Genomic DNA, 18,394 nt, shown 5'->3' with positions numbered 1-18,394 from the left:
CGACCGTGCACCCGGATCCCACGTCCGCCCGCAGTGCTGTCCCGGGGTCCCCGCGTGCTCTGGTCACCGGGGGCGGCCGCAACCTCGGCCTGGCGATCGGCGTCGCCCTGGCGGAGGCGGGCTACGGGATCGTCGTGAACGGCCGACGAGCCGAGGAGGTCGACGCGGCCGTCGCCCACCTCCGTGCCGCGGGGCACGACGCGGTCCCCTGCGTCGCCGACGTGACCGATCTGGCGGCGCTCGACGATGCCCTGAGGTCCGTCGACGCGCCGGAACGACCCATCACGACGGTCGTCAACAACGCGGTGTCCCGGGTCTTCGGCGACGTGCTGTCGGTCGACCCCGCCGAGTGGCGACGCTGCCTCGATGTCGTGCTCACCGGTGCGCTCAACACCCTGCGCTGCACCGTCCCGGGCATGCGCAGGCGCGGTTTCGGGCGCGTCGTCAACATGGCCGGGTTCAGCGGCCAGACGGGCAGTACCGGGCGCGTCGCCGTGGTCGCGGCGAAGGGCGGCGTCATCGCCATGACGAAGGCGCTCGCCCGGGACGAGGCTCCTCACGGCATCACGGTGAACGCGGTGTCCCCGAGCTCGATCGACACCGACCGCGGTGAGCAGGGGGACAGGTACGGCGACGAGACGTCCGAGGTCCCGCTCCGGCGGACGGGCACGACGGACGAGGTCGCCTCGGCCGTCGTGTTCCTGGCCGGCCCCGGGGCCGGTTACATCACCGGACAAGTGCTCGCCGTGAACGGCGGTCGCTACATGTGAACGACCGACCGGAGGTCAATCGGCAGGGTGCTGCCGCGACCCGACGACGCGCACGCAGGTGGGGCGACCGACGGCGACGGAGTGCTCGGTCGGCGAGAGAACGCCGGACAGGGGGTCGATCCTCAAGGTGTTCACCGACCCGGTGTCGACGTTCGCGACGTACAGGTGGCGACCAGCGGGGTCGACGGTGATGCCTCGGGGGTTGCTGCCGCCGCAGGGTGTGGTGCCCAGCGGCTCGAGCAGGCCGTCGTGCTCGTCGACGGCGAAGGCGGCGACGCTGTCGTGGCCACGGTTGCTCGCGTAGACGAATCGGCCCGAGGGGTGCATCACCACGTCGGCCGGCTTGCTCAGACCGGTGTGGTCGGCAGGAATGGTTCGGTGCGTCTCGAGAACGGCGAGGTGACCGGTCCGGTCGTCGAAGGACATGGTGTCGAGACTCGACTCCCACTCGTTCAGGACGTAGACGCGCGGGAGCCGTGGATGGAAGACGGAGTGCCGCGGCGCCACGCCAGGCCGGCTCGGGAGTCGGGTCGTCCGTTCCAGCGAGACGGGGGCGCGTCCGACCCGGAAGGTGTACACGGCGTCCGCGCCCTTGTCGCAGACGAGCACGTAGGCGCCGCTGGGGTCGAAACGGGCGGAGTGTGGGTGCGAACTGGACTGCACCCGTTCGAGCAGTCCACTGCCGCGGTCGAGGACGGTGATCGCCGACGCCGGCCGGAGCTCCCGGTCCGCGGGAACGTCGAAGAGGGTGACCACTCCGTCGTCATGGAACACGTCGGCACGGCGCTCTCCGGGGCGGACGACGACAGCGGCGTCGTAGGAGCCGTGATTGGCCGCGACGAGGAAGGAATCGGTCGGATCGAGCGCCAGATAGGAAGGAAACGGGCCGATCGAGGGCTGGCGTCCGACCGCCGTGAGTCGACCGCGCTCGGTGTCGATCGCGAAGGTGTGGACGAAGCCTCCGCCATTGTTATCGTCGAGACCACGCTGCTCGTCGGCGACATAGGCATGCGTTCCGTCGCTGGTGACGACGACGTATCCTCCATGAATTCCCGCGCCGGCCGAATCGAGCCTGTGCAGGCGACCCGTGACGGGATCCACGGAACACAGGTGTACGCCGCCCGACGTGGCACGGTCACCACCCGTGTCGGTCCACGACGTGACGAGCGCGAAGTGCTCGGCGAGATCGTTGTCCGAGACTCGCTCCATTATTGGTCGGGTCCTTTCGCGGGGCTGGTCGGGGGAGTCGAATACATATCTACCACGATGCTTCGAAGGGATGTCAAGGGCTCGGTGCACGCACTGGGGCAACCGCCGAGTCGGCCGCGCGGCCGGACCCCGCAGGAGCCATCCGTCGACGCCCCGGAGAACCTACCTCACCGAGATCGCGACCAGGGAGAAATGGATGTCCAGCAGAAAGTCGATGACGCTCGCGTTGGCCGGCGAGTGCATGGTCACCCGGCCTTTCTCGATGTTCGCCGAACCCCGTTTCACCGAGGTGATGAACCGCCTCGCCTCGGCCGACGTGGTGTACGCGCACATCGAGACCAACTTCGGCACCTACGCGGAGATGGGGGCCACCGGACGCAGTGACAAGCTGGGCAGCTACTTCTTGAGCGACCCGCAGATCGCCCGGGATCTGCGATGGGCCGGTGTCGACCTCGTGTCCCTCGCGCAGAACCACAGCCTGGACTTCGACGCTCCGGGTCTGCACGCGACGATCCGGCACTGCGAGCAGGCCGGGCTCACTCCTGCGGGGACCGGTGGCGACCTCGAGGAAGCTCGCGAACCCGCCTACCTCGAGAGCCCGGGTGGTCGGGTCGCGCTGGTGTCGGCCAGCTCCGGCAACACGTCGCACGAATGGGCGACGCCACCCAAGGCCGGCCTACCCGGGCGGTCGGGCGTCAACCCGCAGCGGCTCACCATGAAATGCGACGTCGACGAGGAGGCGGCGGCCCAGCTCCGCCGCGTCGGCCGCGAGCTCGGCATCCTCGTCGAGCGCACGGACGCCGTCGAGGGTCCCCGCGGTCCGCTCACCCAGATCGAGGAGGGCGAGTTCGGGCTCGCGCTGCCGGAGACCCAGCAGCGCGCCGCCGGTCCGGCGATCTTCCGCCCCTCCGACCACTTCGAGGTGATCTCCTCCCTCCACGACGGGGACCTGGCGGGCAACCTGCGATCGGTCGCCGAGGCCGCCACCATGGCCGACGTGGTGCTGGTCGCGCACCACTGCAGCGTGGCCGAGGGCGCTCGCAGCGATCACCCGCCACGGTTCGTCCGGGACTTCGCCCACGCCTGCATCGACCACGGCGCGGACGTCTTCATCGGCCACGGATGGCACAGGACGCTCGGAATCGAGATCTACAAGGGCAAGCCCATCGTCTACGGGATCGGCAACCTCTTCCACCAGTCGGCGTTCATCCGGCGTGCGCCGTTCGACGGCTACGAGGCGTGGGGCCACGACACCGACCGCCTGCCCACCTTGAACCCGTCGGCGCATCCTCTGCACGGAGGCGTCACCGCTGCCAGCGAGACGGCGTGGAGCGGTGCCGTCCTCGAGGTGGAGCTCGAGGACTTCGAGTTCGCCGGCCTGACGCTCCACCCGATCGAGCTCGGCCGTGCGGTCGGAGGTGGGATTCGGCGGGGTGTCGGGCGTCGTGGACGCCGGTTCCCCGACGGACGCCCCTTCGCCGCGACGGGCAGGGACGCCGAGCTCATCCTCGATCGCTACCGGAGGCTCTCGTCGGCGTTCGGCACCTCGATCCGCATCGAGGGCGACGTGGGTCGTCTGCGGTGACCCGAGGCGACGCCCTGGTTCGGCCGGCCGGTGCGGCGACGGGCTCGGTGGAGCGCGGGGCGAACGGGTCCGGACCTTGTCTCGCGGTGGGGTGTTATGTAACGTCCGCCACCAGCCGTCACTATCGATAATTTGGGAGCCTCGCCGTGTCGGAGCTGGTGAGCTCGTCGTCGGGGGTCCCCGGCCCGGTGGCCGGTCCGCCGGCGGGCCGGTGGGGCCGGAGGGGGTCGTGGCGCCATGAGGATCAACCCCGTTCCCCTGGTCGGTCGCCGCCGCCAGCAGTGCCGCGAGGCGATCCACCCGACCAGCGCACCCCGCCCGCGACGACGGGAGAACCTCGGCCATGGTGTTGACAGTCACACGTTCCTAGTGCGACATTATCGATACTTGATTCGCGAGCGCGTGACGAGTGGCGTCAGGTCCGACGCGCCATTCGACAGCACGCGTCCCGGTACCCCGACGCAACGCGCCCGGCCGCACACCTGCACGGCGGATCTCGATCCGCCCGACTCGCCCGGTGCCTTCTGCCGACGCCGCAGCGGAGCACGAGACAACGAAGTCCCGAGACAGGGCCACAGACAGGAAGCGTGGACCACGATGAAGTTCTTCCGCACATTGCGTTCCTCGCTGGCTGCTGTGCTGGCCGGTGTCGCGGCGTTGGGCATGATCGCCAGTGGTTGTAGCTCACCGGAGTCGGGTGGCTCGGCCCCGAACAGCGTGGACCTGTCGGTCGGCGGGCAGACGTCGATCGTCTATCTGCCGGTCACCCTGGCCCACAGCCTCGGCTACTTCAGGGAGGCCGGGGTGGAGCTCACCATCACCAACACCAAGAGCGGATCGGACGCGCTCAACGCGGTCGTCGCCGGCTCCACGGACATGGCGGCGGGCTATTACGACCACACCGTCAACATGGGCACGAAGGGGATGGCGCTCACTTCTTTCGCGTTGATGACCAACAGCCCGGGAGCAGCGATCGTCGTGGCTCCGCACGCGGCCGGATCGATCGGGAGCGTCGCGGACCTGAGGGGCAAGACCGTCGGGATCACGGCACCGGGGTCCGACTCACAGTTCCTCCTGTCCAACGCGCTGGTCCACGCCGGGCAGGCCCCGAACGCGGCCACCTTCGTCACGACCGGCACGGGCGCGAGCGCTGTCGCGGCCATCAAGGCCGGACGCGTGGACGCCGTCGTCACCGGCGACCCTGCCATCGAACAGATGCTCCGTGAGACGCCAGGGATCAAGCTGCTCGCGGACACCCGCAATGCGGGCGGAGCGCTCGAAGCCTTCGGTGCCCCGGCCCAACCGACGTCGAGTGTCTATACCAAGGCGGACTGGCTCTCCGACAACGAGCAGGCGGCCAGGGGCATCGCTGGCGCCATCGTGCGAGCGTCGAACTTCATCGCCACCCACGAACCGCAGCAGGTGGCCGAGGCGCTCGACCCTCAGTACCGCGGGATGACCGTGCCCGACTACGCGGCGATGCTGGCGAAGAACGAGTACCTCTTCAGCGCCGACGGTCGAATCGATCCGGCGGGTGCCGACCAGGTCCTCAGATACCTCAAGATCGCGCTGCCCGACCTGCCGACCGACCGGGTCGACCTGGCCGCGACGTACACCAACGACTATCTCTCGTGAGGTCAACTCTCGAGCACACGGTCTCCGGAGGTGACCTTTCGATGACCCGAGCTTCGACCCAGAACCCGCATGCCGAGATCGCCATCGGAGTCCGTGATCTCGGCGTGCACTTCCACTCCACCTCGGAAACCGGCTACTGTGCGTTGTCGGACGTCTCGCTCGACGTCCCCACCGGACAGTTCCTGGCGATCGTCGGGCCGACGGGATGCGGAAAATCGACGCTTCTCAATGCCGTCGCCGGCTTGGTGGCTCCGAGCGTCGGGAAGGTCGACTCGTTCGGTCAGGAGCTGACGAGCCTCAACGCCTCGGCCACGTACATGTTTCAACGCGACCAGCTGTTGCCGTGGCTGACGGCGCATCAGAACATCGCGTTCGGACTACGTTTCCGCGACACCGGGTACACGGCGCGGGAACGTCATGAGGTCGTCAATAGCTGGCTGGTCGAAGTAGGGCTGAAGTCGTTCGGCGACCGCTATCCGTCCCAGCTCTCGGGCGGCATGAGAAAGCGCGTGGGTATCGCTCAGACATGGGTCTCGGAGCCAGAAGTCATCCTCATGGACGAGCCCTTTGCGGCGCTCGACGTGCACACGCGCCAACGCATCGAGTCCTCGCTGCTCAGGATCTGGGAGTCGCGAAAGAACACTGTCGTGTTCGTCACTCACGACCTCGAGGAGGCGATTGCCCTCGCTGATCGGGTGGTGGTGCTGAGCGCCGGGCCGGCGAGTCGAATCGTCGCGGACTTCAATGTGGACCTGGAGCGGCCCCGCGATCTGCTCGACGTCCGCACCACCGACGAGTTCGCTGATCTGCACAGAACCATCTGGACGGCTCTCCGGGAGGAGGTGCTTCGTAGCTATGAGTCAACAAAATGAGCTCCTCGGACCTCCGGCGGACGCTTCAGAACCAGGATCGGGAACGCGCGAGGAGCAGCCGGGCAAGACGACGGGCTCGCTCGCGAGGGGTCGGTCCCCCCGGGTTTCGCGCGGTCCGAGCACCGTGCTCGTCCGTGCGCTGCAGACGGGCTTGATCATCGCGGCCATCGTCGTCTGGCAGGTGCTCAGTGAGACCGGAACGATCGACTCCTTCTTCTTCAGCTCGCCGGTCGACGTCTGGAGCAAGATCGTCGAATGGTCGACGACCGGTGTCCTCTGGCCGAGCGTCTCCCTGACGCTCTTCGAGACGGCGGTGAGCTTTGTCATCGGGAGTCTCCTCGGGATCGTCCTCGGATTCCTGTTGGCCAGGCTCGTCCTGCTCGGGGAAATATTCCGGCCGTTCTTGTCGATCTTCAACGCCCTCCCGCGAATCGTCTTCGGCCCGATCTTCATCCTCTGGCTCGGACTGGGCGTCGAATCAAAGATCGCGCTGGGCGTCAGTATGGTGCTGTTCCCGGTCTTCTTCAACACCTTCGAGGGCGTACGGCAGGTGGACTCCGTCGTCCTCAATAACGCCAGGATGCTGGGAGCCGGCCGGTGGCAGATCGCCCGGCACGTGCTGCTGCCGAGCGCGCTGGTGTGGATCCTCTCCAGCCTCCAGCTGAGCGTCGGCTTCGCGATCGGCGGTGCAGTGGTCGGCGAGTACCTCGGTGCCCGAGCGGGCATCGGTTATCTCGTCTCCAACAGCCAGGGGACCTTCGACACCGCCGGAGTCTTCGCCGGGATCGTGATACTGACGGCGATGGTGCTCGTCATCCTTCCGCTCGTCGGAATGCTCAGTCGCCGACTCCTACGCTGGCAGAACGTTTGACGACTCCACCGTGACGACGTGAGGACGGCGGTCTGATGAGAGGGAATGCGGAATTGACGGAGGACGGTTCGAGAGTTGTTCGACGGCACGAGCGGGAGCACGACGGACGAACCCGGGTCACCATCATGCCGAAGTTGCCGGACGACGTGATCGCCGTCGGACACTCCGTACGCCCCGACGAGGTCCACCTCGAGGTCGCCGATCTCGAGGGCGATCGCGCGGCAGCGCTCCGCACGCTGGCCACGACCGACGTCGTCATGGGGTTCCCGTGGAGGCTCGACGCCGAGGCACTCGACGCCGCCCGTGAGCTCAAGCTCATCCAGCTGATGGGCGCGGGGTACGACGAGCTCCCGCTGGACCTCGTGACGGAGCGCTCGATCCCCGTGGCGACCAGTGGCGGGGCGAACGCGGTCGCGGTCGCGGAACACACCGTCATGGTGATCCTCGCGGTGTACAAGAACCTCGTCGCGCTGGCCGACGGCGTGAAGAACGGTCGCTGGAGCCACGCCCTGTTCGGTGGGCGCAACTACGAGCTCGACACCAAGACCGTCGGTCTGGTGGGCGTCGGCCGGATCGGGCGGGCCGTCGCCACCCGGTTGGCGGCGTTCGGCTGCGAGGTCGTCTACCACGACCTGCGGCGTCTCACCGTGGCGGAGGAGCGCGAGCTGGGCCTGCGGTTCGTCGAGCTCTCCGAGCTGCTCACCACCGCGGACGTCGTCAGCCTCCACGCGCCGTCGAACCCCTCGACCAAGCACCTCGTCGGCCGTGCCGAGCTCGCGGCGATGAAGCCGAGCGCCCTGCTCGTGAACACCTCCCGCGGGGACCTCGTCGACGAGGAGGCGCTCGCAGAGTCCCTCCGTGAGCGGGCGATCCTGGCCGCCGCGCTCGACACGCTCACCGAGGAGCCCCCGCCGCCGCAGCACCCGTTGCTGGCGCTGGACAACTGCCTCATCACCCCGCACAGCGCGGGCCCCACGTGGGACAGCTGGGTCAAGCGGTTCACGAACTGCTTCGCCAACGTCCGACGGATCGCGGACGGCGAGGAGCCGCACTGGCTGGTCCCCGAGACGGTCGGTGGTGGGCGGTCGTGAAGGGCACGACCACCGCCAAGATCCTCGAGCGGAAGCTGGTCCGTGGCCGGTTGGAGCCCGGGTCGGTGGCCCAGGTCGGAGTGGACCGGCTCGTCGTCAACGACGGGGCGGGCAAGCTGGCGTTCGACCAGATGGCGAACATGGGCGCCGACGAGGTCCACGACCCCCACGGTGTCGTCCTCGTCGCCGACCACTTCGCGCCCGCGCCCACGCTCATCGCCGCACGGAGCCTGACGGCGATGCGCCAGTTCGCGGAGAAGCATCGGATCGCGCACTTCTTCGACATCGGTCGCGGCGGGATCGAGCACTCCCTGCTACCGGAGGAGGGGCTCGTCGAGCCGGGGAGCCTCGTCGGGGGGACCGATTCGCACATGTGCACGCTCGGTGCCTTTGGTGCGATGTCGTTCGCGCTGGGACCGACCGACGCGGCCGAGGTGCTGGCGATCGGGGAGACGTGGCTCACGGTGCCGCGAGTGGCGCGCTGGGAGTTCGTCGGTCGTCCCGGTCCTCACACGACGGGCAAGGACGTCATCCTCACGATCTTGGGACGGATCGGCGTCCGAGGCGCGACGGAGGCGTCCTTGGAGTTCGTCGGCGGCGGCGTCGAGGCGCTCAACATGGACGATCGGCTCGCGCTGTGCAACATGGCGGCCGAGGCCGGGGCGACGGCATCCATCGTCGTTCCCGACCGGCGCACGGCCGAGTGGGCCGCCCGATGGGCATGGACACCCGAGTCCTTCGTGCTCCCCGATGAGGCCGCTCACTACGACGAGCGGCACACGCTGGATCTGGCCACCGTCCAGCCGATGATCGCGTTGCCGCCGTCGCCCGCCAACACCGTTCCGATCCACGAGGTGGCCGGCCAGAAAGTAGATCACGTTCACATCGGGAACTGCGCGAACGGCACGCTGTCGGATCTCCGGCAGGCCGCTGCGGTCTTCGAGGGCAACACCCTCGCCCCGCACGTGCGGTGCGTCGTCGTACCGGCCACCCAGGCGGTGTACCGCGCCGCCTCGGCCGAGGGCCTCGTCGACACGATCCTGGCGGCGGGTGCTGCCGTGACGACACCGGGCTGTGGGGCGTGCTTCGGCGGGCACACGGGGCTCGTGGATGCCGGCGAGACGGTCATGGCGAACATCAACCGGAACTTCAGAGGTCGTATGGGACATCCCGACGCGCAGATCATGCTGGCCAACACCTACGTCGCGGCCGCTGCCGCGGTGAGCGGAGAGGTGGTTCATCCGGAGACGATCCTGTGCGCCCCCGACGTCCGAGCCGCCGGCGCCCGTGGTGCGGGTGACGCAGCCGACGGGGGAGGCAGCACGCCGTGACGGTGACGGGGCGAGCGCACGTCGTCGGCGACGACATCAACACCGACGAGATCATCGCGGGTCGGTACGGGAGCTCGGTCGACAGCGCCGAGCTGGGTCCGCACCTGTTCGAGGGCTCGCCGGTGGCGCGACACGGCTTCCGGCCCGGCGACGTCATCCTGGCCGGTCACAACTTCGGGTGTGGGTCGGGGAGGGAGCAGGCTCCGTTGGCCATCCTCGGCGCCGGGGTCGCCTGTGTGGTCGCCGCGAGCTTCGCGCGGACCTTCTACCGCAACTCGGTCAACCTCGGCCTTCCCGTCCTGGTCTGCCCGGGGGCGACCGACGATGTCGAGCCGACGCAGGAGGTGTGCGTCGATCTGGCCACCGGGACCGTGCGCATCGGCGACCGTACCCGCATGAGCGAACCCGTACCCCCGTTCGTCCGAGAACTGGTCGAGGCCGGGGGACTGGTGCCGTGGGTGCGGGCCGAGCTCGCCAGCCGGGCACGCTCGGGGGACCGCTGATGATCGATTCACTATCAGGCGCCCTGGCGGACCACTGGGCCGCGGCGACGTTGGGTGGACTGCCCACCGAGGTGAAGGGCAAGGCGAAGGTCCACGTCCTCGACACGTTCGCCGTCGGCGTGGCGGGCCAGGCCACGGACGTCGCGCGAGCGGTCGTCGACGTGTGCCGAAGGGTGTCGCCGGGCCACGTCAGTGGGGTGCCGGTCTGGGGGACCGACGTCGTACTGGCGCCCCACCTCGCTGCGCTCGCGAACGGCGTCGCCACGCACGCTCGGGAACTCGACGACTTCGGTGGCTGTGGGCACCCCGGGGCGGTGGTCCTCCCGGCCGTGAGCGCGCTGGCCGAAGGCGAGGGGAGCGCCGGGCGGACGGTGCTCACGGCGGTCGTCGCCGGCTACGACGTCGCGGCTCGGGTGCTCGACGGCGCCGGCGGATATCGCGCCCACAACGACCGAGGCTGGCACTCCACCGGGACGTGCGGAACCTTCGGCGCCGCCGCGGCGGCCTCGGTCGTCCTGGGTCTGGATGCGACTCGGTTCCGCCACGCGCTGGGGATCGCGGGAACGTTCACCGGAGGCACCTGGGCCTTCCTGGCTGACGGCGCCATGACCAAGAGGTACCACGCGGGCAAGGCCGCCGAGTGCGGGGTGATGGCCGCACTCCTCGCGCAGGCCGGCATGACCGGACCCGCCTTCGTGCTCGAAGCCGAGTGGGGAGGCTTCTATCGCACCTACGGAAGCCGCGGCGACGAGCGGGCGACGATCGCCGGCCTGGGGGACGAGCACGGCATCCTGCAGTCGGGCGTGAAGCCTTACGCGTGCTGCCAAGGGATCCACAGCAGCGTCGAGGCCATGATGCGACTGCGCTGCGACCACGGCCTCGAGGTCGATGATGTCGCGAGGATCGTGGTCCACGGCGACGACAGGACGGTGCGGCAGCTCGGGTCGCACAGGATCGGGTCGGTGGTCGACGCCCAGTTCAGCATTCCCTACAGCCTCGCGGTCGTGCTCGAGTCCGGGAGCGCGGCGATGGGACAGTACGATCCGGTGCGCGTGCGCGAACCGAGGATCCAGAGGATCATGGATCGGGTCGAGGTGCTCGACGATCGACGCCTCGCGGAGCCGGGGCAGTCCGAGCTCGACGCTCGACAGCCCGAGGTCGAGGTCCACCTTCGCGACGGCAGAACGGTGCGGAGCACGGTCTCGCAGCCGAAGGGAGTCCCGGCCCGCCCGCTGACGGAGTCGGAGGTCCATGAGAAGGTCCACGGCCTGTGCGACCCGCTCATCGGATCCGAGCAGTGCCGGTCGCTCGTCGAGAGGACGGCTCGACTCGACGAGATCGAGAGCATCGGTCGGCTCACGGAGACGCTGCGCCCGCGGCCGAAAGGATGACCCGGACCGGTCGCTCGACGCGCACGGTGTGCGTCGGCGGCGTCGCGGGCTCACGTCGTCGGTAGCGTCACGACGCCGTGCCGTTGGATCCGAGGGCGCGGAGCCGGAGGCGGACGTCGCCGTCAGACCGGCCGGCCCGGTACCCACGACGACCAGTTCGACGGTCTGTCCGACACCGGTCCTCTTCCGGGCGCGGTACGCGGCGGCCTTGACGCGGTTGCCGCACTCGTCCATGCCGCACCAGGTGCGGCGCGCGCCGCGGGAGCGGTCGAGGTAGAGCCGAGTGCACGCCTCCCGCCCGCACTCCGTGAGCGGCGGCGCCGACGGGTCGGCCAGCAGCGTGATCAGCGAGCGCGCCACGTCCCCCAGGGGTGTGCACGTCCCCCCGGCGCACGGCCCGGCCCTGCGGGTCCAGGGCGATCGCCGTGGCCGGGCCGGCCGCGGCCTCGTTGACGATCGCCAGGCTGTCCGGGTCGAACGCGCGGGCCCCGAGGCGGCCCCGGGCCAGGCGGTAGCCGGCCTCGCGCAGTCGCAGCGCGCCCGCGAGCGCCACGGGGTCGACGTGCACCGGTTCCGGCGCCGCGCCCGAGGCCGTCAACTAGCAGGACCTGGGCCACGGCCAGGGTGGCCAGCTCGGCGTCGCTGAGCTTGGGCGGTCGCCCGATGCGGTGCCGGACGCCGCCGGGCCCCGGGAGCGGACCGCGTTCCTCGACCGGCCCGGCGCCGACCCGCCGGCCGCGGGCGACCGGTTCGACCACCACCTCACCGGCGTCGACGACCTGATCGCCCTGCTGCGGGATCAGCCCCCCGACCTGAGGACGGCGTCGCGCCCGCCGGCGCCGTCGCCGGATCGACCACGGCCAGACCCCACGGCGGGCCCGGAGCCGAGGATTCGCCCGCGCCACGCCGGGCGCCTCACCCGTGGGGCGTGAGCTCTACTCGGCAACCGCCGCCTCGGCCGCCTTCGTGGCCTTCTGCTCCTTCTGCGCCTTCGTGCTCGCCCGCACCGACACGACCACGATGAGGGCCAGGCTGATCCACAGCGCGTACTTGTCGATCGTCAGGACGACGTCGACCGCGTGCTGCCCGACCCCGTAGCCGAGGCCGGCGACGAGGCCCGCGATGAGCGCGGCGCCGATCGCGTCGAGGACCAGGAACGGGATCAGCCGGGTCCGACCCATGCCGGCCAGCGCGAACACCGCCGGCGCGGGGACGCCCGGCAGCGCGGAGAGGATGACCGCCAGCCCCAGCACCCAGCGCGGGGCGTTCTGGACCCACGCCACGAACCGCTTCGCGACGTCACCGGGCGCCCACATCTCGATGATCTTCGCGCCCCACCGTCGCCCGGCCAGCCAGAACAGCCAGTCGAACTTGATCATGCCGAAGACTCCGGCGGCGATCACCAGCCACAGCTGGCCCTGCCCGACGGCCGCGAACGCGGCGCCCGACCCGACGGCCGAGAGGCTGCCGGTCACCGCGGCCAGGCCGACCGGGTGCGAGGCGAGCAGGAACGGCCGGAACGGCATCGACGCCAGGCTGAAGACGATGATCCCCAACGTCGCGAAGACGAGGAACTTGTCGCCGCGGCTCATCGGGTGCTCCCAGGGCATGGCCTTCCGCCACGCCTGGCGCGCCTCCTCGAGCTCCTCCGGCGAGTAGTCCTTCGTCCGCCAGCGGAAGCGCTTCTTCGGCGCCGGCTCGTCCGGAGCGGCCGGGGCCGCGTCCGTCGTCGCCGGTGCCGCCGCGTCCGGCGTCACGTCGTCCGCCGGTCCGGTGAGGTCGTCCCGGTCCGTACCGGTGCCTGCGCCAGTCATCCCCTGCTCCACCCGTCGTCCGGCGATTGGTCGTGATTGTCGAGGAGCAGTCGACACCATGACGTGGCGGCATGGTCAAGCTGCTCACCCCCACGGTCGCGTGCCGCCCTGCGCCGTGGCGTCGCCCCACGGGCGGATCCGGCGCGGCGGCCTCCGAGTCAGGGAGGAGGCAGGGGCTGCGACTGTGAGGGGACGCACGTCCGTACCAACTGGTAGGACTTCCTAGTAACCGCGCGGCCGAGTCACCGTGGTCAGGACGACCACGATGTTCGGAGGACACGGCCGATGATCTCTCGGAACACCGTGCGCGGCGCACATATGCTCGGGCTCGGCGCCTACCGCCCGCGGCGGGAGGTCGGCAACGCCGAGGTGTGCCGCCTGCTCGACGTGGACCCGGACTGGGTGCTCGCCCGCTCCGGCATCCGCTCGCGTCGGTTCGCGGCCGAGGACGAGTCGCTGGTGGCGATGTCCGCCGCAGCCGGGCGCGACGCCCTTGCCGCCGCGGACGTCGACGCCGCCGCCATCGACGTGACGCTCGTCGCGACCATGTCGCACACCGCGACCTCACCCCAGGTGGCGACGCGGGTCGCCCACGAGCTCGGTGCGGTGAACGGCCCGGCGATGGACGTCGGTGCCGCGTGCGCCGGCTTCTGCTACTGCCTCGAGCTCGCGGCGTCGCTGATCGCATCGGGCACGGCGGCCCACGTCCTCGTCGTCGGTGCCGAGCGCATGAGCGACATCGTCGACCCGGCCGACCGCTCCACGGCGTTCATCTTCGGCGACGGGGCCGGCGCCGTGGTCGTGGGCCGCTCCGAGGAGCCGGGCATCGGCCCGGTGGCGTGGGGCGCCGACGGCTCGCAGGCCGACCTCATCGTCCAGGCGCCGACCTGGCGCGACGCGGCGTCGTCCGACCAGTTCCCGGGCCTGCGGATGCAGGGACCCGCGGTCTTCCGGTGGGCGACGAGCCGAATGGTCCCGCTCGCCCAGGAGGCGATGGAGCTCGCCGGGGTGAAGGTCGAGCAGCTCGCGGCGTTCGTCCCGCATCAGGCCAACGCCCGCATCACCGACGCGCTCGTGCGTGCCCTCGCGCTCCCCGAGCACATGGCCGTGGCCGACAACGTCGTCGACACCGGCAACACCTCCGCCGCCTCGGTCCCGCTGGCCATGCACGGCCTGCTCGCCGCCGGCCGCGCCGAGCCGGGGGACGGTGCGCTGCTCATGGGGTTCGGCGCGGGGCTCACGTTCGCGGCGCAGGTCGTCCGCCTGCCCGCGGTCCTGGCGTCGCCGACGGGCGCGGTCGCCTGACACAGCCCTGAGGCGGGCGTCATGGGTCGTCACACCATGCCGTACCCGAGATGTGTGTGGCCGGACGACATCGTGCCCGGTGTGGTGCCGGCCATAGCGTCACCGCCGACCGGAGCGACGCTGCTCTCAGGGGCCGGCGTGGGCGTCGTCCCGGCGGGCGGCACCCTGGTGCGCCTGACCCGCCAGATCCCGCACGCCTGGGCGATGCAGCTCCTGCTGCTCGGCGACCTGCTGCTCCCACACGTGGGCGTCGCCGACCGGGCGGTGAGCACGGTGCCCCACCTGCCCTACCTGCCCTACCTGCCCTACGAGGCCGTGCTCGGCGCCGCCGACCACGGCGCCATCACCGCCTTCGTCGACGCGCTGATCGGGCCCGTCGTGGCGTGCGACGTCGCGCGCGGCACCGACCTCGTCGCGACGATGCACCACTACCTCGACGAGCAGTCCAGCCCGACCCGCGCGGCCCGAGCCCTGCGCGTGCCCACGAACACGGTCCTTCAGCGCCGCGAGCGCATCGACGCCCTGCTCGGCGAGGACTGGAAGGAGGGCGACAACCGCTTCCGCGTCAGCCTCGCGGTCCGCCTGCGCCGGATCACCGAGATCGCCGACGAGTAGCGGTCACTCCACCTCGGTGAGGACCTGCTCCAGCGGGCGGCGCGGCGTCGGGCGCAGCGGCTCGCCGAGCGGCTCCGGCCATCCGAGACGTAGCACGCATACCGGCGGTCGGTGCGCCCCGACGAGGTGGCGCAGGCGCTCCCGGGTCTGCGACACCTCGAGGACCTGGGTGATCGGCGTCGACCCCAGGCCCTGCGCGGTGGCCTCGAGCAGCACGGCGCTGAGGGCCTCGCCGGCGCGCAGCACCGACACGGGGCTGTCGTCGACCGCGGTGAGGATCGCCAGCACCGACGCGTCTCGCCGGTCCGCGCCGCCCCGCGGCTGGCGCAGCGTCCCGGACGGGAACCAGCGCAGCATGAGGTCCCGATACGTCGGCGGCGGCCCGTCGAGCCGGGCGTGCGCCGGGATGCCGTCGTGGCCCCCGGCGTAGCGGTGGGTCCAGTGCTCCAGCTCCTCGACGTAGCCCTCCTGCTGGGGCTGCTGCTCCGCGGCCTCGGCCATGGCCTGCGCGACCAGCGTCCGGTGGGTGCCGAACGCGAGGTGGAGCACGCCGCCGTAGGGCCGGGCCGCATTGTCGAGGGACTGGAGGACGGTGGTGGGCACCGAGCGTCCGGAGAACCGCCGACGGTCGGTGTGGCGCCGATCGATGGCGGCCGCGTGGCGACGGACCCACGGGTCGGGCGCCCCGGTCGCCGGGCGGATGCGCACGCGGGCGAGCGGCCGCCCGGAGGAGTCGTCGGGCTGGTGGCGCACGTTCGCCTGCCAGCCCCGGTCGGCGAGGGCGACCCGCAGATGGTGCAGCGCGCACCCGCAGCCGAGCAGGACCCCGTGGCCCCGTTCGTCGGTGAAGCGCAGCCGCCGGGTCCGGTCGACGAACAGGTCGAGGCGGTCGGGGCCGAGGACCCAGCGCCACGGCTGGGCGTTGTGCTCCGACGGGGCACGCAGCGCGCGAGCGAGAGCGTCGCGCAGCACCTCGCGCTCGGTCATGGTCTGCATGTCCCGAGTCCAGCCCCGTCGACGGGCGCGGGCGAGGGCCGGAGGTCACGTCCGTCGCGCCGGACGTCCCTGTCGGACTCGGTCCTGTCCGTTTCGTCGGTCCGGGCGGCCGTCGGCGATGTCCTCGCGGACGACGTGGGGCGGCGCGAACGTCGGCAGGTCCCGGATGGCGGTCACGGGTCGACCTCCACGACGAGGGCGGCGCCGGTGTCGCCGGCGGCGCATCCGGTGAACAGGCCGCGCCCGCGCACCGGCACCCGCGCACCCGCACCCGCGTCCGCGTCGTCGCGCGTGAAGCCGGACTCGGCGGCGACGGTCTCGCCGGTACCGGGGTCGCGGGCGAACGCGTCGAGCACCCAGTGCGACGTCACCGGCGCGCCGCCCTGCCGTGACGGCGCCGGCCACGACAGCGTCGGCCCGTTGCTCGTGCGGTCGGTGGCGACGACGAGCTGGGGACCGTGGGTCAGCGACCGTCCTTTCGGTGACCGGGTCGTCGGGCCCGCGAGCACGATCCCGTCCACGCCGGCGTCGAGGAAGGCCTTGACCGGTTCGAGGTCCGCACACAGCACCGCGCCGGTCCTCCCCGGCCCGGTCCCCGCGTGAGCGCGACCCCATGTGAGCACTTTCCGGGGTGATAGCCCCGGAAAGTGCTCACATGGGGGCGGTCAGAGCAGGGGCCCGGGCGGGCCGTGGCGAGCGCGTAGACGGGCGTAGGCGTCGTCGATCGGCGCGAGCACGGCGTACCCCCGGGCGAGACGCCCGCGCACGAGGTGCAGCGGGAAGGACAGCCCGTGGACCGCGTGACGCCCGTTCACCAGCAGGGTGGTGACGGCGACCGCCGCGAGCGGGGTGCCGACCACCGCCAGGGCGACGAGCAGGAACATCCTTGCCGCCACGGGACCGACGTCGCGGGCGACGTCGAGGAGATCGACCCGGAGCTCGACGACCGTGCGTACGAGGTCCTGGTCAACGTCGCCCTCGTCAGCAAGCATCGCGACGTCTTCCTCGCCTTCGAGGAGCACGTCTCCGCGTTCGAGGAGGTCGTCGAGCTGCGCCGCATGTTCGGGCTGCCCGACTACTTCGTGCGGGTGGCGACACGCGACCTCGAGGCGTACGAGTCCTTCATGACGGAGCAGCTCGGCCGGGCGAACTGCCCGACGATGAAGACGATCAAATGAGGAGCGGCCCCATGGCCACGTTGGACACCGAGGAACAGGCTGTCGTCGACATCGTCCGCGAGTTCGTGGACCGCGAGGTCAGACCCCAGGTCAACGAGCTGGAGCACGCGAACACCTACCCGGAGAAGTTCATCGAGCAGATGAAACAGCTCGGGATCTACGGGCTGGCGATCCCCGAACCGTGGGGCGAGGCGCCGGTGTCGATGCCCTGCTACGCGCTGGTCGATGCCCTGCTACGCGCTGGTCACCGCCGAGCTCGCCCGTGGCTGGATGAGCCTGGCCGGCGCGATGGGCGGGCACACCGTGGTCGCGAAGCTGCTCGTCGAGTTCGGCACCCGCTCCCAGCAGGACCGCTACCTGCCGCGGATGGCCACCGGCGAGCTGCGCGCCACCATGGCGCTCACCGAGCCCGGCGGGGGCTCGGACCTGCAGGCCATGACCACCACCGCCCGCCCGTCCCCCGACGGCGATGGCTATGTGGTCAGCGGGTCCAAGACGTGGATCTCCAACGCGCGCCGCTCCGGGCTGATCGCGCTGCTGTGCAAGACCGACCCGTCCGCCGAGCCGGCGCACCGCGGCGTGTCGATCCTGCTCGTCGAGCACGGCCCGGGCCTGGAGGTCTCGAAGGATCTGGCGAAGCTGGGCTACAAGGGCGTCGAGACCTGCGAGCTGACGTTCACCGACATGCCCGTGCCCGCCGACGCGCTGCTGGGCGGGGTCGAGGGCCGCGGCTTCACGCAGATGATGAAGGGCCTCGAGACCGGCCGCATCCAGGTCGCCGCCCGCGCGCTGGGGGTGGCCACCGCCGCGTTCGACGACGCGCTGCGCTACGCCCAGGAGCGCGAGGCGTTCGGCCAGCCGATCTGGGCGCACCAGGCGATCGGGCACTACCTGGCCGACATGGCCACCAAGATCACCGCCGCCCGGCAGCTGATCCTGCACGCCGCCGAGCGTTACGACGCCGGGCAGCGCAGCGACATGGAGGCGGGGATGGCGAAGCTGTTCGCCTCCGAGATCGCGATGGAGGTCGCGCTGAACGCGGTGCGCATCCACGGCGGCTACGGCTACTCCACCGAGTACGACGTCGAGCGCTACTTCCGCGACGCCCCGCTGATGATCGTCGGTGAGGGCACCAACGAGATCCAGCGCAACGTCATCGCCTCCCAGCTGGTCAAACGCGGCGGCCTCGACCGCTGGTGACGCCGCCTACGTGACCGCGGTGACGACC

The 18,394-nt window shown here is 70.9% G+C and carries 18 protein-coding genes and 3 pseudogenes; 14 read left to right on the top strand and 7 right to left on the bottom strand.

Translation table 11 applies throughout. The features are described from left to right. Positions 1 to 5 precede the first annotated feature (5 nt). Positions 6 to 770 (top strand): SDR family NAD(P)-dependent oxidoreductase, encoded by a 765-nt coding sequence (locus tag AC2A1K_RS15055; protein ID WP_483897118.1) that lies wholly within the window; start codon positions 6 to 8, stop codon positions 768 to 770. Positions 771 to 785: 15 nt separating this feature from the next. Here AC2A1K_RS15055 and AC2A1K_RS15050 read toward each other — a convergent pair whose 3' ends face one another. Further along, positions 786 to 1,979: a lactonase family protein gene (locus AC2A1K_RS15050; RefSeq protein WP_483897117.1), complete on the bottom strand. Its 1,194-nt coding sequence runs from the start codon at positions 1,977 to 1,979 to the stop codon at positions 786 to 788. 196 nt (positions 1,980 to 2,175) lie between these two features. On the opposite strand from AC2A1K_RS15050, the gene AC2A1K_RS15045 reads away from it, so the two are divergent. The 8 genes from AC2A1K_RS15045 to AC2A1K_RS15010 all read left to right on the top strand — a co-directional run bounded on the left by AC2A1K_RS15045 (position 2,176) and on the right by AC2A1K_RS15010 (position 11,258). Then, the gene (locus tag AC2A1K_RS15045; protein ID WP_483897116.1) at positions 2,176 to 3,564 is read left to right on the top strand and encodes a CapA family protein; all 1,389 of its coding nucleotides are present in this window, start codon (positions 2,176 to 2,178) and stop codon (positions 3,562 to 3,564) included. 597 nt (positions 3,565 to 4,161) lie between these two features. Further along, positions 4,162 to 5,199, top strand: coding sequence for an ABC transporter substrate-binding protein (locus AC2A1K_RS15040; protein ID WP_483897115.1), 1,038 nt, complete (start codon positions 4,162 to 4,164; stop codon positions 5,197 to 5,199). A gap of 41 nt (positions 5,200 to 5,240) precedes the next feature. Further along, a complete protein-coding gene (locus AC2A1K_RS15035) occupies positions 5,241 to 6,071 on the top strand; it encodes an ABC transporter ATP-binding protein (protein ID WP_483897114.1) in 831 nt (276 codons plus the stop codon). A gap of 124 nt (positions 6,072 to 6,195) precedes the next feature. After that, complete coding sequence (locus tag AC2A1K_RS15030) at positions 6,196 to 6,942, top strand: ABC transporter permease (RefSeq protein ID WP_483897113.1); 747 nt, start codon at positions 6,196 to 6,198, stop codon at positions 6,940 to 6,942. Between the two features lie 125 nt (positions 6,943 to 7,067). After that, positions 7,068 to 8,033: a 2-hydroxyacid dehydrogenase gene (locus tag AC2A1K_RS15025; RefSeq protein WP_483897112.1), complete on the top strand. Its 966-nt coding sequence runs from the start codon at positions 7,068 to 7,070 to the stop codon at positions 8,031 to 8,033. Continuing rightward, on the top strand, positions 8,030 to 9,364 hold the full coding sequence (locus AC2A1K_RS15020) for a 3-isopropylmalate dehydratase large subunit (protein WP_483897111.1): 1,335 nt from the start codon (positions 8,030 to 8,032) through the stop codon (positions 9,362 to 9,364). Before AC2A1K_RS15025 ends, AC2A1K_RS15020 begins: the two co-directional genes overlap by 4 nt. Then, positions 9,361 to 9,867: a LeuD/DmdB family oxidoreductase small subunit gene (locus AC2A1K_RS15015; RefSeq protein WP_483897110.1), complete on the top strand. Its 507-nt coding sequence runs from the start codon at positions 9,361 to 9,363 to the stop codon at positions 9,865 to 9,867. Before AC2A1K_RS15020 ends, AC2A1K_RS15015 begins: the two co-directional genes overlap by 4 nt. Next, positions 9,867 to 11,258, top strand: coding sequence for an MmgE/PrpD family protein (locus AC2A1K_RS15010; RefSeq protein WP_483897109.1), 1,392 nt, complete (start codon positions 9,867 to 9,869; stop codon positions 11,256 to 11,258). The genes AC2A1K_RS15015 and AC2A1K_RS15010 overlap by 1 nt, the downstream gene beginning before the upstream one ends. A 243-nt stretch (positions 11,259 to 11,501) precedes the next feature. Here the strand turns inward: AC2A1K_RS15010 and AC2A1K_RS15005 are convergent. After that, positions 11,502 to 11,618, bottom strand: a pseudogene (locus AC2A1K_RS15005) (hypothetical protein); the annotation flags it as partial. A gap of 46 nt (positions 11,619 to 11,664) precedes the next feature. Then, positions 11,665 to 11,811: pseudogene (locus AC2A1K_RS15000) on the bottom strand (ABATE domain-containing protein); the annotation flags it as partial. 115 nt (positions 11,812 to 11,926) lie between these two features. Between AC2A1K_RS15000 and AC2A1K_RS14995 the strand changes: the two are divergent. Then, the gene (locus AC2A1K_RS14995) at positions 11,927 to 12,190 is read left to right on the top strand and encodes a hypothetical protein (protein ID WP_483897222.1); all 264 of its coding nucleotides are present in this window, start codon (positions 11,927 to 11,929) and stop codon (positions 12,188 to 12,190) included. Positions 12,191 to 12,193: 3 nt separating this feature from the next. On the opposite strand, the gene AC2A1K_RS14990 is transcribed toward AC2A1K_RS14995, so the two are convergent. Next, entirely contained in the window at positions 12,194 to 13,072 is an 879-nt protein-coding gene (locus AC2A1K_RS14990) for a DedA family protein (protein WP_483897108.1), read from the bottom strand. Positions 13,073 to 13,357: 285 nt separating this feature from the next. On the opposite strand from AC2A1K_RS14990, the gene AC2A1K_RS14985 reads away from it, so the two are divergent. Both AC2A1K_RS14985 and AC2A1K_RS14980 read left to right on the top strand, forming a co-directional pair. Then, positions 13,358 to 14,377: a beta-ketoacyl-ACP synthase 3 gene (locus AC2A1K_RS14985; RefSeq protein WP_483897107.1), complete on the top strand. Its 1,020-nt coding sequence runs from the start codon at positions 13,358 to 13,360 to the stop codon at positions 14,375 to 14,377. A 21-nt stretch (positions 14,378 to 14,398) separates the two neighbouring features. Continuing rightward, complete coding sequence (locus AC2A1K_RS14980; RefSeq protein WP_483897106.1) at positions 14,399 to 14,992, top strand: helix-turn-helix domain-containing protein; 594 nt, start codon at positions 14,399 to 14,401, stop codon at positions 14,990 to 14,992. Positions 14,993 to 14,995: 3 nt separating this feature from the next. Here AC2A1K_RS14980 and AC2A1K_RS14975 read toward each other — a convergent pair whose 3' ends face one another. The 3 genes from AC2A1K_RS14975 to AC2A1K_RS14965 all read right to left on the bottom strand — a co-directional run bounded on the left by AC2A1K_RS14975 (position 14,996) and on the right by AC2A1K_RS14965 (position 16,803). Beyond that, a complete protein-coding gene (locus tag AC2A1K_RS14975; protein ID WP_483897105.1) occupies positions 14,996 to 15,988 on the bottom strand; it encodes an Acg family FMN-binding oxidoreductase in 993 nt (330 codons plus the stop codon). Between the two features lie 173 nt (positions 15,989 to 16,161). Next, a complete protein-coding gene (locus tag AC2A1K_RS14970) occupies positions 16,162 to 16,557 on the bottom strand; it encodes a hypothetical protein (RefSeq protein WP_483897104.1) in 396 nt (131 codons plus the stop codon). 96 nt (positions 16,558 to 16,653) lie between these two features. Beyond that, a complete protein-coding gene (locus AC2A1K_RS14965; RefSeq protein ID WP_483897103.1) occupies positions 16,654 to 16,803 on the bottom strand; it encodes a hypothetical protein in 150 nt (49 codons plus the stop codon). Here AC2A1K_RS14965 and AC2A1K_RS14960 point away from each other — a divergent pair. Beyond that, entirely contained in the window at positions 16,789 to 17,166 is a 378-nt protein-coding gene (locus AC2A1K_RS14960) for an Lrp/AsnC family transcriptional regulator (protein ID WP_483897102.1), read from the top strand. The two genes, AC2A1K_RS14965 and AC2A1K_RS14960, sit on opposite strands and share 15 nt — an antisense overlap. 11 nt (positions 17,167 to 17,177) lie before the next feature. After that, a pseudogene (locus tag AC2A1K_RS14955) lies at positions 17,178 to 18,366 on the top strand (acyl-CoA dehydrogenase family protein). Positions 18,367 to 18,394 lie beyond the last annotated feature (28 nt).

This window comes from Actinomycetospora sp. 2LY8.5, from assembly GCF_057180585.1.
This window is presented reverse-complemented; position numbering and strand designations above follow the sequence as displayed.

Bases quoted from the DNA above. Each gene is read 5' to 3' on its own strand.
- AC2A1K_RS15050 (WP_483897117.1), bottom strand. From the start codon at position 1,979: ATGGAGCGAGTCTCGGACAACGATCTCGCCGAGCACTTCGCGCTCGTC.
- AC2A1K_RS15045 (WP_483897116.1), top strand. From the start codon at position 2,176: ATGTCCAGCAGAAAGTCGATGACGCTCGCGTTGGCCGGCGAGTGCATG.
- AC2A1K_RS15040 (WP_483897115.1), top strand. From the start codon at position 4,162: ATGAAGTTCTTCCGCACATTGCGTTCCTCGCTGGCTGCTGTGCTGGCC.
- AC2A1K_RS15035 (WP_483897114.1), top strand. From the start codon at position 5,241: ATGACCCGAGCTTCGACCCAGAACCCGCATGCCGAGATCGCCATCGGA.
- AC2A1K_RS15025 (WP_483897112.1), top strand. From the start codon at position 7,068: ATGCCGAAGTTGCCGGACGACGTGATCGCCGTCGGACACTCCGTACGC.
- AC2A1K_RS15010 (WP_483897109.1), top strand. From the start codon at position 9,867: ATGATCGATTCACTATCAGGCGCCCTGGCGGACCACTGGGCCGCGGCG.
- AC2A1K_RS14990 (WP_483897108.1), bottom strand. From the start codon at position 13,072: ATGACTGGCGCAGGCACCGGTACGGACCGGGACGACCTCACCGGACCG.
- AC2A1K_RS14985 (WP_483897107.1), top strand. From the start codon at position 13,358: ATGATCTCTCGGAACACCGTGCGCGGCGCACATATGCTCGGGCTCGGC.
- AC2A1K_RS14980 (WP_483897106.1), top strand. From the start codon at position 14,399: ATGGGTCGTCACACCATGCCGTACCCGAGATGTGTGTGGCCGGACGAC.
- AC2A1K_RS14975 (WP_483897105.1), bottom strand. From the start codon at position 15,988: ATGCAGACCATGACCGAGCGCGAGGTGCTGCGCGACGCTCTCGCTCGC.